At 52.3% G+C, this 13,225-nt stretch carries 12 protein-coding genes; 8 read left to right on the forward strand and 4 right to left on the reverse strand.

The window, feature by feature from the left end:
- Positions 1 to 148: 148 nt before the first annotated feature.
- Positions 149 to 1,588 carry an MATE family efflux transporter gene (locus QOL74_RS11205; RefSeq protein ID WP_283409568.1) on the forward strand — a complete coding sequence of 480 codons (1,440 nt, stop codon included), beginning with the start codon at positions 149 to 151 and terminating at the stop codon, positions 1,586 to 1,588.
- A 104-nt stretch (positions 1,589 to 1,692) separates the two neighbouring features.
- Here the strand turns inward: QOL74_RS11205 and QOL74_RS11210 are convergent, their stop codons facing one another.
- Together QOL74_RS11210 and QOL74_RS11215 are read right to left on the reverse strand one after the other, a co-directional pair.
- Positions 1,693 to 2,067, reverse strand: a complete 375-nt coding sequence (locus tag QOL74_RS11210; protein ID WP_283409569.1) for a class II SORL domain-containing protein — start codon at positions 2,065 to 2,067, stop codon at positions 1,693 to 1,695.
- Between the two features lie 92 nt (positions 2,068 to 2,159).
- The gene (locus QOL74_RS11215; RefSeq protein WP_283409570.1) at positions 2,160 to 3,293 is read right to left on the reverse strand and encodes an aminotransferase class I/II-fold pyridoxal phosphate-dependent enzyme; all 1,134 of its coding nucleotides are present in this window, start codon (positions 3,291 to 3,293) and stop codon (positions 2,160 to 2,162) included.
- Between the two features lie 212 nt (positions 3,294 to 3,505).
- Here QOL74_RS11215 and QOL74_RS11220 point away from each other — a divergent pair, with 212 nt between their 5' ends.
- From QOL74_RS11220 to QOL74_RS11240, 5 genes are all read left to right on the forward strand, one after another.
- Positions 3,506 to 3,856: an encapsulin-associated ferritin-like protein gene (locus QOL74_RS11220; protein WP_283409571.1), complete on the forward strand. Its 351-nt coding sequence runs from the start codon at positions 3,506 to 3,508 to the stop codon at positions 3,854 to 3,856.
- Positions 3,857 to 3,960: 104 nt separating this feature from the next.
- Positions 3,961 to 4,755: a family 1 encapsulin nanocompartment shell protein gene (locus QOL74_RS11225; RefSeq protein WP_283409572.1), complete on the forward strand. Its 795-nt coding sequence runs from the start codon at positions 3,961 to 3,963 to the stop codon at positions 4,753 to 4,755.
- A gap of 323 nt (positions 4,756 to 5,078) precedes the next feature.
- A complete protein-coding gene (locus QOL74_RS11230; protein ID WP_283409573.1) occupies positions 5,079 to 5,342 on the forward strand; it encodes a late competence development ComFB family protein in 264 nt (87 codons plus the stop codon).
- Between the two features lie 26 nt (positions 5,343 to 5,368).
- The gene (locus tag QOL74_RS11235; RefSeq protein ID WP_283409574.1) at positions 5,369 to 6,550 is read left to right on the forward strand and encodes a metallophosphoesterase; all 1,182 of its coding nucleotides are present in this window, start codon (positions 5,369 to 5,371) and stop codon (positions 6,548 to 6,550) included.
- Positions 6,551 to 6,579: 29 nt separating this feature from the next.
- A complete protein-coding gene (locus tag QOL74_RS11240) occupies positions 6,580 to 7,362 on the forward strand; it encodes a GNAT family N-acetyltransferase (RefSeq protein ID WP_283409575.1) in 783 nt (260 codons plus the stop codon).
- On the opposite strand, the gene QOL74_RS11245 is transcribed toward QOL74_RS11240, so the two are convergent.
- Entirely contained in the window at positions 7,311 to 9,128 is a 1,818-nt protein-coding gene (locus QOL74_RS11245; protein WP_283409576.1) for an ABC transporter ATP-binding protein, read from the reverse strand. The two genes, QOL74_RS11240 and QOL74_RS11245, sit on opposite strands and share 52 nt — an antisense overlap.
- A 1-nt stretch (position 9,129) precedes the next feature.
- The gene (locus tag QOL74_RS11250) at positions 9,130 to 10,857 is read right to left on the reverse strand and encodes an ABC transporter ATP-binding protein (RefSeq protein WP_283409577.1); all 1,728 of its coding nucleotides are present in this window, start codon (positions 10,855 to 10,857) and stop codon (positions 9,130 to 9,132) included.
- Positions 10,858 to 11,373: 516 nt separating this feature from the next.
- Between QOL74_RS11250 and panB the strand changes: the two genes are divergently transcribed.
- Together panB and QOL74_RS11260 are read left to right on the forward strand one after the other, a co-directional pair.
- Complete coding sequence (panB, locus tag QOL74_RS11255; RefSeq protein WP_283409578.1) at positions 11,374 to 12,222, forward strand: 3-methyl-2-oxobutanoate hydroxymethyltransferase; 849 nt, start codon at positions 11,374 to 11,376, stop codon at positions 12,220 to 12,222.
- A 28-nt stretch (positions 12,223 to 12,250) separates the two neighbouring features.
- Positions 12,251 to 13,189 (forward strand): hypothetical protein, encoded by a 939-nt coding sequence (locus QOL74_RS11260; RefSeq protein ID WP_283409579.1) that lies wholly within the window; start codon positions 12,251 to 12,253, stop codon positions 13,187 to 13,189.
- Positions 13,190 to 13,225: the final 36 nt, after the last annotated feature.

Raw genomic sequence — 13,225 nt, forward strand, 5'->3', positions numbered from 1 at the left:
CTTGGACCCTTGAGGCTGAGCACTTGAAAAGACCTGTGCTGGGGTTGGCTTATGGGTGTTGAAGTGATGGAAGATAAGCGGTGAAAGAGAATCAGAAACGGTGACAGTGAAAGTGACAGTGAAGGAATCTTGAAAAGGAGTTAGAATGATGCAGGAAAAAGCAACAGTAAACGTGACTAAGAATAATAGCGAAGGAAAACAGATGAGTAGCGAAGAGCAGGGATTTTTGACGGCTCCTCTGGGAAAGCTGATTGCCAGGAATGCAACACCGGCAGTGGCATCCATGTTGTTCATGGCCTTTTACCAGATTGTGGATGGTATGATGGTAGGGCGCCGATTGGGGCCTGAAGCGCTGGCCTCGGTCAATGTGCTGTACCCCATATTGGCACTGCTGGTGGGTTTTGGCGTTATGATTGGGGTGGGCGGCAATGCCCGAATCGCGGTGCTTTTGGGCGGGAGCCAAAACCGGGAGGCCGGAAGGGTGCTGGGCCTGGTGGTGCTGCTGGCAGTGGGAATTGGCCTGGTGGGTACCGTTGCGGTGCTGCTGCTGATGCCTGTGATTCTAACCATGCTGGGCACCTCCGGCTCCTTGGGCCTTTATGCCGCCGACTACCTGAAAGGGATGCTGCCCTTTTTCGTTTTTCTCATCCTGTTTTTTGTCCTGGAGCAGTCGCTGCGAAACGACGGACAGGCCAATCTGGCAAGTGGTGTCATGGCTTTTTGCTCTGTGCTGAACATTGCTCTGGACTACCTTTTCTTATACGTGCTAAACTTGGGCATTATGGGAGCCTCTTTGGCATCAGGAATGTCACAAACTCTGGGTGTCTTCATTTTTGTGGGATATTTTGTTCAAAAGCACTTTCGCAACAAGGGGGGCTTGCGCATTCGAAAGCCCGGGTTTCAATTGAGCACTGTGGGGGCAATCGCTGTCAATGGATCTTCGGAAATGCTCAACAGCCTGGCCATGGGGATTACCACTTTCTTTCTGAACCGGGCATTGCTGTCACATATCGGTTCACTGGGAGTGGCGGCGTTCACGCTGGTACAGTATCTGCTGATGCTGGGAGGAATGGTGATCATGGGAATCGGCAACGGTACCCAGCCTATTTTAAGCTATAATTACGGGGCGGGGCAGGATGATCGTGTGCAAGGCACCTTTTGGCGGGTGATGGGGATGTCATTGTTGATGGGCGGCGTGTTTTTCGGGATCATGACCCGGGGAATGGCAACACTCACCATGTGGTTTGTCGATGGTCACCGGGAGACGCTGGCACTCACCCTGGAGGCGTCTCAGACCATGCGGTGGTCACTGCTGCTGAAGCCTGTGGCCATGATGGCTTCCATCTATTTTACAGCGTTGGAACAGGCCCGGTGGTCTCTGGTCATTGCTTTGTGCCATAGCCTGATGCTTCCCCTGATGGGGCTGGCCCTGTTTCCCCGTTGGTGGGGGGCCTCGGGAATCTGGACAGCCCTGGTATTTGCCGATGGCATGGCAGTGCTGGTGGCTGCCGGTTGTCTGGCTGTCTGGTGGAGACGAACTGAGACAGAAAAAGTGACCAGGCTGGAACAACTGAGATCGCCTTCATAAATCATCAAAAAAGCACCGGCAATCATCAAAAAAGCACGGCAATCATCAAAAAAGCACCGTCAGGTATGCTTGGCGCATGTCTGACGGTGCTTTTGCGGTTTTTTTTATGCCACGGTGATGTCCTGGCTGTTTTCCCAGACGCCGTGGATATTACAGTAACTTTGGGCATACAATGTGCCGGATTTACTCAGCTTGACAGTGGTAAGACCGGTGGGCTCAGTGAAGTTTTCGCCTTCTCCATGGGCGGCAAAGGTGAAGGTGGCCAGTTCAACGGGGAACTTTTCACCGTCGCCATGGAAGAACACCTTAAACCAGGTAATGTGATGTTCCAGAGTGTTGGGATGACCAATGGCATCGCCGATGGAAATCTTCAGGTCAAAGGCTTCGCCTGCTTTCACTGTTTCAGGGGCATGAATCACGGGAACGTGTTTTTCGCCCTTCCAGTCACCGGTTTGCAAAAATTGTCCAAAACTTTTCATATAAACGCCTCCTTGGATCATGTGAATGGGTTGACAATCATTCTGATACATAGATAACCCAAATCATGAAGGCTTAAACAGTTACGTTGGAATCAGGAGGACAACAGCGCCTCCCGGTGTTGTTTCACATAGGTTTCCAGCTGGGTGACACACTCCGGCAGATTCTGTCGGCCGAAGCCAATACGAAAATGACTGTCGCCATGGTGGAAGTAGACGCTGGGAATCAGCAGAACCCCTTGCTTTTCCACCAGATCCACGCAAAACTGTTCTGCACCGGCAGTTCCCAGAAAACGGGGGAAGGCAATGGAGCCGGCCCGGGGAGCCTGCCATTCAAACAAGTCTGGATACTCTTTGAAAAATTGGTCCAGTACTGTCAGGTTCGTTTCAACAATGGCCAAGTTTCTGTCAATGAGTTGCTGCTGGTTACGAAGCCCGATGAGGGCCAGGTATTCACTGGGAGCACTGTTGCAAATGGAGGTGTAGTCTTTAAAAGTGGCCATTTCCCTGAAAATGGTTTTGTTTCTGGTGGCGATCCAGCCAATGCGCAGACCGGCCAGTCCGTAGGTTTTCGACATGACACCCAGTGAAACGGCATTTTCATAAAGATCGCAGGCGGCTGGAAGCCGCAGGGCCGGGTCGTGCTCCAGGCAGCGGTACACTTCGTCAGAGAAAAGAAGCAGGTCCCGTTCCTTCAGCATCCAAATAAGCTGGGCCTGCTCTTCACGGCTCATCAAATACCCGGTGGGGTTATGGGGCTGGTTGATGATAACCGCCTTTGTATTGGGTTTGATGAGATCTTTCAGTGTCTCCAGGTTCCAGTGCCAGTCGGGCTGGTTTTCCGGAAACCAGCGGGTCACCTGGCAGCCCAGGTCACTGGCAATCTGAAAGAGAGACTGGTAGCAGGGGGACTGGACCACCACATGATCTCCCGGCTGCAGCATCACATTCATAAAAATGAAGATCGCCTCTTCGGCGCCGCTGTGAACCAGCACTTCATCAGCACTGCATTCACTGTAAAGATGGGCGATTTCTTCCCGCAGCAAAGGGTGCCCCATGGATTCGGTGTATCCCAGCCAGCATTTTTGGAAGCCCTTTTCACTGCCGGGTTCAAGGGCCAGCAGGTCTTCAATGTTCATGGCTTCGCAATCTGAGCTTCCCAACAGGTAAGGTGCCGAGAACTCATACTTGGCAAAAAAACGTTCCAGTTCAAAAGCATTGATACGCATGTGCATACCTCCCAGAGAGATTAATGGTTTAACCTCAGTATATCATGGAAGCGGTGTGGCGTGGTCGAAGAATTGATAGCATTCTGGAATGGAATTTCTTCGACACAAATGTTTAAAATACGTTTTGGCCGGGTAGGTAATTACTTGCGAATATGAATAGTGCTGATGAGTCAGTACTGATTAATCACCCCACACTGAAGGAGGCGGATTGCATGTCAAACTATCATGAGCCCATGGAGCTGCTGGATGAAAAGACCCGAAATATCTCCAGAGCTCTGAACAGCCTGAAAGAAGAAATTGAAGCTGTCGACTGGTATAATCAGAGGGTCGTTGCTTCAGCTGACCCAGAGCTGGCTAAAATCATGGCCCATAACCGGGATGAAGAGATTGAACATGCCTGCATGACCCTGGAATGGCTGCGGCGTAATATGGATGGCTGGGACGAAGAGTTGCGCACCTATCTTTTCACCGAAGGTGACCTCACTTCTCTGGAAGAGGGCGATGCTGAAGGCGGCGGAAAGCTCGACGGCAGCGGCAGCCTGAAAATTGGTGATCTGAAGTAACGGCTAAAAAAACGACTGACGATTAATGACTGACGATTAATGACTGACGATTATTGGAAGAACTGACCACGCCAATGGCATGTTGACTAAAGGAGGAATCGATCATGGATCTGTTGAAACGTGAGCTGGCACCCCTGGCCCAGGAAACCTGGCAGGAAATTGATGAACGGGCAGTGGATGTTCTGAAAACCCATTTGTCAGCCCGCAAGGTGGTTCGAGTGCAAGGACCCAAGGGTTGGAACTACACGTCCATTCCCGAAGGGCGTCTGACCATTCTGGATGGTGATAAAAACGGAGTCAAATCCGGGCAATATAAAGTGAAACCCCTGGTGGAAACCCGCATCTCCTTTACGCTGAGCCGCTGGGAAATGGATGACATCATTCGCGGTGCCCGGGATGTGAAGCTGGATGCCCTTGAGGAAGCCATGGAAAAAATGGCTGTGTTTGAAGAGGATGCCGTCTACAACGGATATGAACCCGGTGGCATTCAAGGACTTTTTGGAAGCGCTGAGCAGGAACACCGTCCCTTTGGTGAAAAGGGCAGCGAGATCATGGATTCCCTTTCAAAGGCAGTGTTACTTATGAAAGAAGCTTACCAGGAAGCTCCCTTCACCCTGGTGGTGGGAGAAGAAGGCTGGAAGCGTGTGAACACAGAAGTTCAGGGATATCCTCTGATCAAACGCATCAAGGATATCATCGGCGGCGATGTGGTGTTCAGCCGTGTGGTGGAGGGGGCCCTGCTGGTGCCTTATGACCATGAAGATCTGGAGCTGGTCATCGGCGGCGATTTCTCCATCGGATACGAATCGCACGATGCAGAAAATGTAAATCTTTTTGTGGCAGAGTCTTTCACCTTCCGTGTGTTGGATCCAGCTATCATCGTGCCCTTTAAACTGTAAAGGACAGGCTGAAGCATGCTGGTGCTCAGCTTGTCGGATAAACAGATACAGCAAATCCCCGTTGGAAGAGAAGTTGCTTTCTCTCCTTCGGGGTTTTTTGGTTTTGCTAAAAGATTCATGGTATTACGGAGAATTCTCAGATAAAGAGGCAACAATCAAAAGACAGTCATGGTAAATTCAAAGACTGCCGGGTATAATAGAATCATTAAGACAATGAAAAGAGAAGGGATTTTTTCTTTGCTCAAAGGTACTGAGAGTGAATGTAAGCGGCAGATGAGAGAAGGGGACGGCTGTAAAGCCAAAGAGAAAGAGAGGCGTGAACCATGCTGGAAAACTATACGGAAAAGCTGGTGCGTGAAGTACTGAAGGAATACAAGTCCAAGGATCCTGTGTGTGATTGCGATAACTGTGAAGATGATGTGGTGGCAACGGTGCTGAATCAGATGCCGCCCAAATATTTTTTATCGGATGCCCCCCAGGGTGAACGGGTGGCGTATGTGCTGAGTAAAAAACTGCGGTTTGATGCGCTGATTAAAATATCAGAGGCGGTTCCTCAAGTTCTGAAACAAAATCATCCGGAAGCATAAGCCGCCAAAAGGAGCAGAACTGACCCATGAAATGGAGCATGATTCCACTGGTGGCATTGTTGCTGGCCATCTATACTGCCTTAAACTATTACATTGGCCTTCGGGGGGTCCAGGCCTTTGGCCATTTACTGGGACCCCGGGGCCTGCGGATGGCATGGACCCTCTACTGGCTGGTAGTTTATCTGTACATGGCCGTCCGGCTGTTGGGAGACAGGCTTCCTTCACCGGTGAAGCGCCGTCTGATTCATGCCGGCGCCTACTGGATGGCCGCCATGGTTTACTTGTTGATGTTCTTGATTCTCATTGATCTGATCCGGGTGGCCGCCGCCTTCATTCCGCTGACTTTTAACCAGCCAGCACTACTGCGGTACCATGTGGGACTTTTGGTGGTGGGACTGGTGCTGGGAATCCTGGTCTACGGCACATGGAATGCCCGGAATCCCCGGCAGGTGGGCTATCAGGTGGCATTTTTTAATCCACCGGCACAGGAGGCTGCTACCGCCACTGATGGGGAGATTCAATCTTCGCTCCGGGTGGCCCTGGTATCAGACATCCATCTGGGAACCATTGTGGGAAGCAGGCGCCTGGAAAAACTGGTTGATCAGTTGAATGAAATGGACCCTGACATGATTCTTTTCGCCGGAGACATCATCGATGAAAATGTGAATCACTTCATCGATGACCGAATGGATGAAATCTTCAGCCGTCTGAACCCTCCCCTGGGAGCCTATGCGGTGCTGGGAAACCATGAATATTACGGCGGCCATCTGGAAGATATCGTGCACCATTTACAGGCCGCAGGCATTCGGGTGCTACGTGACGAGGGGCTCCACATTGAAGGCAGTTTCTATCTTGTCGGGCGTGAAGATTTGGCATCAGAACGCTTAACCGGGAAACCGCGAAAACCGTTGAGAGATATTCTGGACGGAATTGACTCGGATACAACACCGGTGCTGCTCATGGACCATCAGCCCAAAGACTGGCAGGAAGCCAAGGCAGCAGGCGTTCGGCTGCAGGTATCCGGTCATACCCATCGGGGGCAGCTGTTCCCCTTTGGGTTCATAACCGAACGTTTGTTTGATGAAGACTGGGGAAAACTGGAGGAAGGGGATCAAACCCTCATTGTTTCTTCTGGTTACGGTACATGGGGGCCGCCAATACGCACCGGCAACCGGCCTGAAATCGTCATGATCACTCTTGTTGAGTGACGCTGTTTCGGCAGAAGGGAGGCGACCATATGGATCGAATCGAGACCGGCACCATTCTTCGGCGTTTGGAGGATGGCACGGAAGAAAAAACCTATGAGATGATCTTTTTGGATCATTCCCATCTTGATCAGGTGATGGCATTGCAACAGGAGATTTATGACACCATCGACAACCAGGAGAAATTTGTGCCGGACCCCCGGGAATTTTACGATGAAATTGCTCTGACGGAAGGCCGGGGAAAGATGATTGGCGTTTTTGTGGAAGGGGAAATGGTTGCCGCAAGAAGCATCAGCTTTCCCGGGCTTTCCTATGAGAATCTGGCGTGGGATCTGAATCTGCCGGAGGAAGAAATGCTTCGGGTCTGCCATTTGGAGGCTTCTATGGTGCGGCCGGACTACCGGGGCAACCGGCTTCAGGCACTAATGATGCGGCCATCGTTGAATTACGCCAGACACAGAGGCTGCGGCATGGTGTTGTGCACCGTTTCGCCCTTCAACTATCCCAGCCTGAAAAATGTGATGGAAGCAGGCCTTTTGGTGAGGGATGTGAAGGTGCGGGAAGGGGTTTACGGAGGCAAACTGCGTTTTCTGCTGGCTATGAACTTGCGGCGACAGGTGGAACCGGCTTTCCTTGAGAACTGCTTGGTGATGAACACGGCCATCGAAGTGCAAAAAGGCCTGTTGGAAGCAGGCTATGCAGGCTACCGGTTGGAGAAGCTGCCGGGGGAGCCTCCCTATTTTGCATTGCGGTATGGCAAACCTTATCCTGCACTGGTGGGACGGTTGGATGCCACGCTGCTCTCCACCAGTTGACGATAATAGAGGTTGGTTTTCATCAGGGAAGCATGGTCGCCGCAGGCGGACAGCTTCCCTTTTTCGAGCACACAGATACGATCCAGCTGTTTCAGAGTGCTGAGGCGGTGGGCAATGATCAATGCCGACCGGTTTTCCAGCAGTTTTGAAAGAGAAGCCTGCACCTGGCTTTCCAGGGTAACATCCATGCTGGCAGTGGCTTCATCCAATACAAGCAGAGGCGCATCCTTCAGCAGTGCCCGGGCAAAGGCGATGAGCTGTCGCTGGCCGCCGGAAAGACCGGCTCCCTCTTCTCCCAGCCGGGTGTCATACCCTTCCGGCAGGCTCATGATCATGTCGTGGGCCATGGCTTGCCGGGCAGCGGTCTCAACCGCCTCCTGTGAAGCACCGGGACGGCCAAAAGCAATGTTTTCAGCTACGGTGGCAGAGAAAAGAAATACCTGCTGTGGCACCACCGCCATGAACCGGTGAAGCTGTTCCGGTGGAATCTGAGGCAGGGGGACGCCGTCCAGGGTGATGCTTCCGGTGTCGGGGTCCCGCAGGCGCATCAGAAGGGCGGCTAAAGTGCTTTTCCCCGCACCGGTGGCCCCGGCGATGCCCACCCGCTCACCGGGACGCAGTACCAGTGACAGGTTATCCAGCACGTTGGCCTGATTTTCATCGTAGGCAAAAGACACCTGATGAAAGATCACTTCTCCCCGAAGGGGTTCCGGGAGAGGGGGGAGGGTGTCTTTGACAGCCAGGGGATTGGGCGTTTCAAGCACAGACATGATTCTGTCCAGGGAAGCCAGTGCTGCCAGATAGGTATTGTACAGATCGCTCAGATTGCGCAGGGGTTGATAGACTTTTCGAAGATAGGTCAGAAAGGCCACAAAAATTCCCAGTGTTATGGTTTCTGTCATCACCTGTACTCCGCCGTACCACAGTAGCAGAGCAGTACCGGTTCCTGTGGTCAGGGAGGTGAGGGGGAAAACCAGTGCCAGCAGCACCATGGCTTTCAACCCTGCCTGAAGATTCCCCTCGCTCACATCCAGAAAATCCTGTTCCTGTTGTTGCTGAACACCCAGGGACTGGACAACCCGAATGCCGGCAAAATTTTCTTCCACCTGGGTATTCAGTGCCGCCATCTTTTCCCGTACTTCCCGGAAGGCCTGGCGAATATGCCGCCCCAGCAGCGCCATGGCCAGCAGCACCACCGGCAGGGTGGCCAGCAGCCACAGGGTCAGGCCGGGGTGAAGGCGGTACATGATCCAGATCATGAGCAGCAGTGTGGCAGTATCACTGATGAACCCCACAATGCCGTCGGTAACGGCAGCGGAAAGGGCGCCCACATCGTTCATCACCAGCGATGTGAGGGCGCCTTTTTGCTGTTTTTCATGGAAAGCCATGGGTAGATGGAGCAGTTTGTGAAAAAGCTGCTGACGCACGTCGGCAACGGCCCGCTGCCCGATGGTCTGGGTCATCAGGCGCTGATGATAGGCAAAAAACCAGGCGCCGCCCTGAAGCAGGAAAAACAGGATTGCCCACCACAGCATGCCCTCCCGGATTCCCGGCAGAATGTGATGATCAATCATCTGCTGGGCCACCAGGGGCGGCATTAATCCCATAATGGTGTGTAAGAGCGTGACCACCAGTGCAATGGCCAGGGCTTTTCGCTGGGAAATCACCAGTTGGGCATAAAAATGAAGATTTTTGCGAGTCAGCAACGAAGACTGCCAGGCGCCTTCATGCTCCCGGCTGAACTTGCTGTAAAAGCCGCCCCTCATGCTACACACCTCCCCTGCCGGCTATGTCGCCGGATGCTTCAATAAACCCACGGTAGCCGGCGTGGCTGGTCACCAGTTCATGGTGTGTCCCCAAACCGGTGATGCGGCCGTCTTCCAGAAAGAGAATCCGATGAGCGCTGCGCAGTGTGGCCAGCCGGTGGGCAATCACCAGCAGGGTTTTGCCTGCCATGAGAGATGATACAGATTCCATGATATGGGCATCGGTGAGATGGTCCACGCTGGCGGTGGGCTCATCCAGCACCAGAATTTCCGGCTGACGCAGCAAAACCCGGGCCAGGGCCAGGCGCTGGGCCTGGCCGCCAGAGAGGCGCACGCCCCGTTCGCCGATGGGCGTGTCGTATCCCTGGGGCAGGGCTTTGATAAAGGAGTCCAGGCTGGCCAGTCTGGCGGCCTGCTGAATATCGGCCAAAGTGGCATCGGGGGTTCCCAGGGCGATGTTGTCCCGCAGAGTGCCGTCAAACAGAAAGGGATGCTGCATCACCAACCCAATCTTCTCCCGCAGACTCTCCACCGTGTACCTTTCAATGGGACGGTCATCCAGCAAAATTTCACCTGCCGAAGGCGCGTAAAAGCGCAGCAGCAAGTGTACCAGGGTGGTTTTGCCGGCACCGCTGGGGCCTACGATGGCAAGGGTTTCGCCTGCCTTGATCTTAAACGTGACATGTTGCAGCACCGGTTGAGCATCATAGGCAAAGGAGACGCCCTGCATGGAGAGGGAATCGGTGAGACGGGTGAAGGGCTGGGCACCGGGATGATTTTGAATGGCACTTTCCTGGTCCAACAGGTGGTGGATGCGTTCGGCCGCTGTGTCAGCCTGTTGAAAAAGGCTGAGAAGAAAACCGGTCTGCCGGATGGGGCGGTTCAGCAGGTTGACATAGGCCATGAAACCCACCAGAGATCCGGCGGTGATTCGCCCGGTGGTCACCAGCCAGCCGCCGGCCAGGAGCACCAGACCGGCAAAAAAACCCAACAGAACTTCTGAATAGGGAAGCCAGAACGCTCCCAGGCGGGCAGCCTCCACCTGGTACTGAAGATATTCCTGGTTTTCCTGTTGAAACTGATTTTCCTCATGGGTTTCATTGCCAAAAAGCTTGATCACTTCAATGCCCGCCAGACGCTCCCGTGTGAAGGAGGTGAGGCGGCCGGTGGTTTGACGGATGCGGCGGAAGGCGGGACGCACCCGAAAGCTGTAAGTCCACATGGCATGAACCATAAAGGGAATCATGAGCAAAAACAGGAAGCCCATCCAGGGACTCCACATCATCAGGCTGACGAAAATCCAGAGCAGCACCAGCCCGTTGGTAACCACCTTCAGCAAACCGAAGGCGATGAACCGCTTCAGGGTGTCTGTGTCAGAGACCACCCGGGAAATGAGATCGCCCACCTGGGTGCGGTCGAAAAAAGAAAAGGAAAGCTGATTCAGATGATGAAACAACTGATTTCGTATCTGAAAAATAACCCGTTGACTGACCCACTCACTCAGTACCTGCTGGGTAAAGCTGAAAAGGCCTTCCATTAAAGACAGCAGCAAAATACCGCCCCCCAGCCAGAGCAGCCAGGTGGTGTCGCCAGTGGGGAACACCTCATCAATGGCATATTGAATCAGCCACGGGGGCAGGGTGGTGAGCAGGGCAATGAGCATTAACAGAATCCCCACCAGCATGAACCACCATCGGTAAGGTTTGAGAAAGGGGAGCAGCCGTAACATGGGTTCACTCCTTTGCGAACATCAATCTGTCAGTCTCTCCCATTATACCCGAAAACAGCAGTATTTTTCATGAAAGCCTGGTGAAAAGAAACGGTGGGTGGTCAAAAAAGGATAAAGTGGCTCAAGATGAGAATAATCAGAATCGACGGTTTTTTTTGTTTTTTTGCCTGTTTTTTATTGACACAGGAAAATGATTCCAGTATGATTAAACAGAACGGTGTTCTAATATTTTGATTTAACCGACCGTTGCTGGAAAAAACCAGGTGTCATTTCGGGAGATATTGCCGATAAAACAATGCCTGAGTGCAACAAAAGACCCCAAATCAACCGAATATCTTCTTCGGAGATGGATGCAACTGCTAAAAAAGCAATAATATTGGAAAGGTGTTCTGTAATTCGGAGGCAGGTGTGATAGGTGTGATAGGTGTGATAGGTGTGATAGGTGTGATAGGTGTTAAAGTGTCGAAGTGTTAATCAAAGTATTCAGGTGAAGAACGAGAAAAGGAGGAAAAGGAAATGGCAAAGAAGAAAAGCATTCTGGATCTGATGAAAATGAAAAAAGAAGGGGAACAGGTGGCTTGGGTAACGGCATATGATTTTCCCACGGCCATGTTTGTGGAGCAGGCCGGAATGGATATGATTCTCGTGGGTGATTCACTGGGAATGGTGACGCTGGGATACAAAGGCACCATACCGGTCACCATGGAAGACTGTATCTCCCATTGCCAGGCAGTGCGCAGAGGGGCTCCCAACACCTGGATCATCGGCGACATGCCTTTTGGCTCTTACCAGTCTTCCGACGAACAGGCAGTGGACAATGCGGTGCGGTTTATGAAAGAGGCAGATGTGGACTGCATTAAGCTGGAAGGCGGCGTTCGGGTAAAAACCAGGATCAAAGCTATTTCTGACGCCGGCATTCCTGTCATCGGCCACATTGGGCTGACACCCCAGAGTTCCGGTCAGCTGGGTGGATTCAAAGCCCAGGGGCGAGACGTGAAGAATGCCCGGGGGGTCATTGAAGATGCCCTGGCAGTGCAGGAATCCGGCGCTTTTGCCATTCTGGTGGAAGCTGTTCCACCAGAACTGACAGCCTTCATCACCCAAAAATTGGATATTCCCGTTTATTCCATCGGAGCCGGTGCCTGCGACGGCCAACTGCTGATCAGCAGTGACATGCTGGGCAAATTCCAAGCCTTTACTCCCAAATTCGTCAAAGTCTATGCCAATGTGGCAGAGGTGGAAATCAATGCCTTCAAGGAATATGTGAAAGATGTGAAAGAAGGCGTATTCCCATCCGACGATTATGTGTATCACATCACTGACCCCATTGAAGAATTTGAAAAACTCTTTAAAGAGTACGCATAAACCATAGAATCAAAGGAGGAAACCACCCATGTCCATGAAAGAAATTGAGAAGTTCATCACAGAAAAAACCAGCTTTCCGCTGAAAGATCGCCACGATCTGCCTTCTTCCACCACCACTTTTGAAGGCGGTGCTCATTATCGGATGGAAGTGCCTGGCATTGAAAATGCCGCCAACTTTGAAACACTGGTGAAAGAGGCTGAAAAACAGCAAGTGCCCATTCACCGGGTGATTGGAACCGTGGGAGGATCAGCTTATCTGGATAAGGCAGAACTGAAATACTATGCCCAGATTGGTGCCGACGCCAAAATGGAAACCCTGGTGAATCCCATGGCCACCAGGGGATGGGACACGGGTCGGCAATATTTGACACCGGAAGGTTATGTATCCGGCATGCGTGTCAGAGGACAGGACAACCTGTATCTGTGGCTGAAAGAAGTCAACCGGTGCATTGAGGCTGGTATTCGTGGATTCCTGATTCCTGACGAAGGCTTACTGTATATTGCCAGCAAAATGCGGGCAGAAGGCGTGCTGCCGGCAGACGTGAAGTTTAAGGTTTCTGTCTTTGCAGGTCACGGCAATGCAGTGGGAGCCAAAATGCTGGAAGAACTGGGAGCCGACAGCTTCAATCCCCTGGCCGATCTTTCGCTGGCCATGTTTGCAGCCATCAGGAGCGTCACCAATATTCCCATGGACGTATACATGAGTATCGTTGATTCCATGGGTGGCAACCAGCGTCACGTGGAAGCTGATGAAATCGCCCGCATCTGTGCACCGGTGTACTTCAAGTTTGAGCCGGGCAAAAATGAATGTGATCTGTACAACTCCTGGCATGACGATGCTCACCTGAACCATCTGGTGAAAGTGAAGGTGCGCATGGCGAAGGTCTGTAAAGAATGGTGCGATGAAAGTGACACCAAGCTGGTTTTCAATGACTACACAGACGATTTGGCTGTCCCAAAGCCATGACACAAAGCGACGTGAAGACAGAGAAAAGACGGGAGG

This window comes from Anoxynatronum buryatiense (genome assembly GCF_900182905.1).
Classification (GTDB): domain Bacteria; phylum Bacillota; class Clostridia; order Peptostreptococcales; family Tindalliaceae; genus Anoxynatronum; species Anoxynatronum buryatiense.

Coding starts and splice junctions, on each gene's coding strand:
- QOL74_RS11260 (WP_283409579.1), top strand. CDS start 12,251: ATGTCCATGAAAGAAATTGAGAAGTTCATCACAGAAAAAACCAGCTTT.
- QOL74_RS11245 (WP_283409576.1), bottom strand. CDS start 9,128: ATGAGGGGCGGCTTTTACAGCAAGTTCAGCCGGGAGCATGAAGGCGCC.
- QOL74_RS11235 (WP_283409574.1), top strand. CDS start 5,369: ATGAAATGGAGCATGATTCCACTGGTGGCATTGTTGCTGGCCATCTAT.
- QOL74_RS11225 (WP_283409572.1), top strand. CDS start 3,961: ATGGATCTGTTGAAACGTGAGCTGGCACCCCTGGCCCAGGAAACCTGG.
- QOL74_RS11205 (WP_283409568.1), top strand. CDS start 149: ATGCAGGAAAAAGCAACAGTAAACGTGACTAAGAATAATAGCGAAGGA.
- QOL74_RS11215 (WP_283409570.1), bottom strand. CDS start 3,293: ATGCGTATCAATGCTTTTGAACTGGAACGTTTTTTTGCCAAGTATGAG.
- QOL74_RS11230 (WP_283409573.1), top strand. CDS start 5,079: ATGCTGGAAAACTATACGGAAAAGCTGGTGCGTGAAGTACTGAAGGAA.
- panB (WP_283409578.1), top strand. CDS start 11,374: ATGGCAAAGAAGAAAAGCATTCTGGATCTGATGAAAATGAAAAAAGAA.
- QOL74_RS11220 (WP_283409571.1), top strand. CDS start 3,506: ATGTCAAACTATCATGAGCCCATGGAGCTGCTGGATGAAAAGACCCGA.
- QOL74_RS11240 (WP_283409575.1), top strand. CDS start 6,580: ATGGATCGAATCGAGACCGGCACCATTCTTCGGCGTTTGGAGGATGGC.
- QOL74_RS11210 (WP_283409569.1), bottom strand. CDS start 2,067: ATGAAAAGTTTTGGACAATTTTTGCAAACCGGTGACTGGAAGGGCGAA.
- QOL74_RS11250 (WP_283409577.1), bottom strand. CDS start 10,857: ATGTTACGGCTGCTCCCCTTTCTCAAACCTTACCGATGGTGGTTCATG.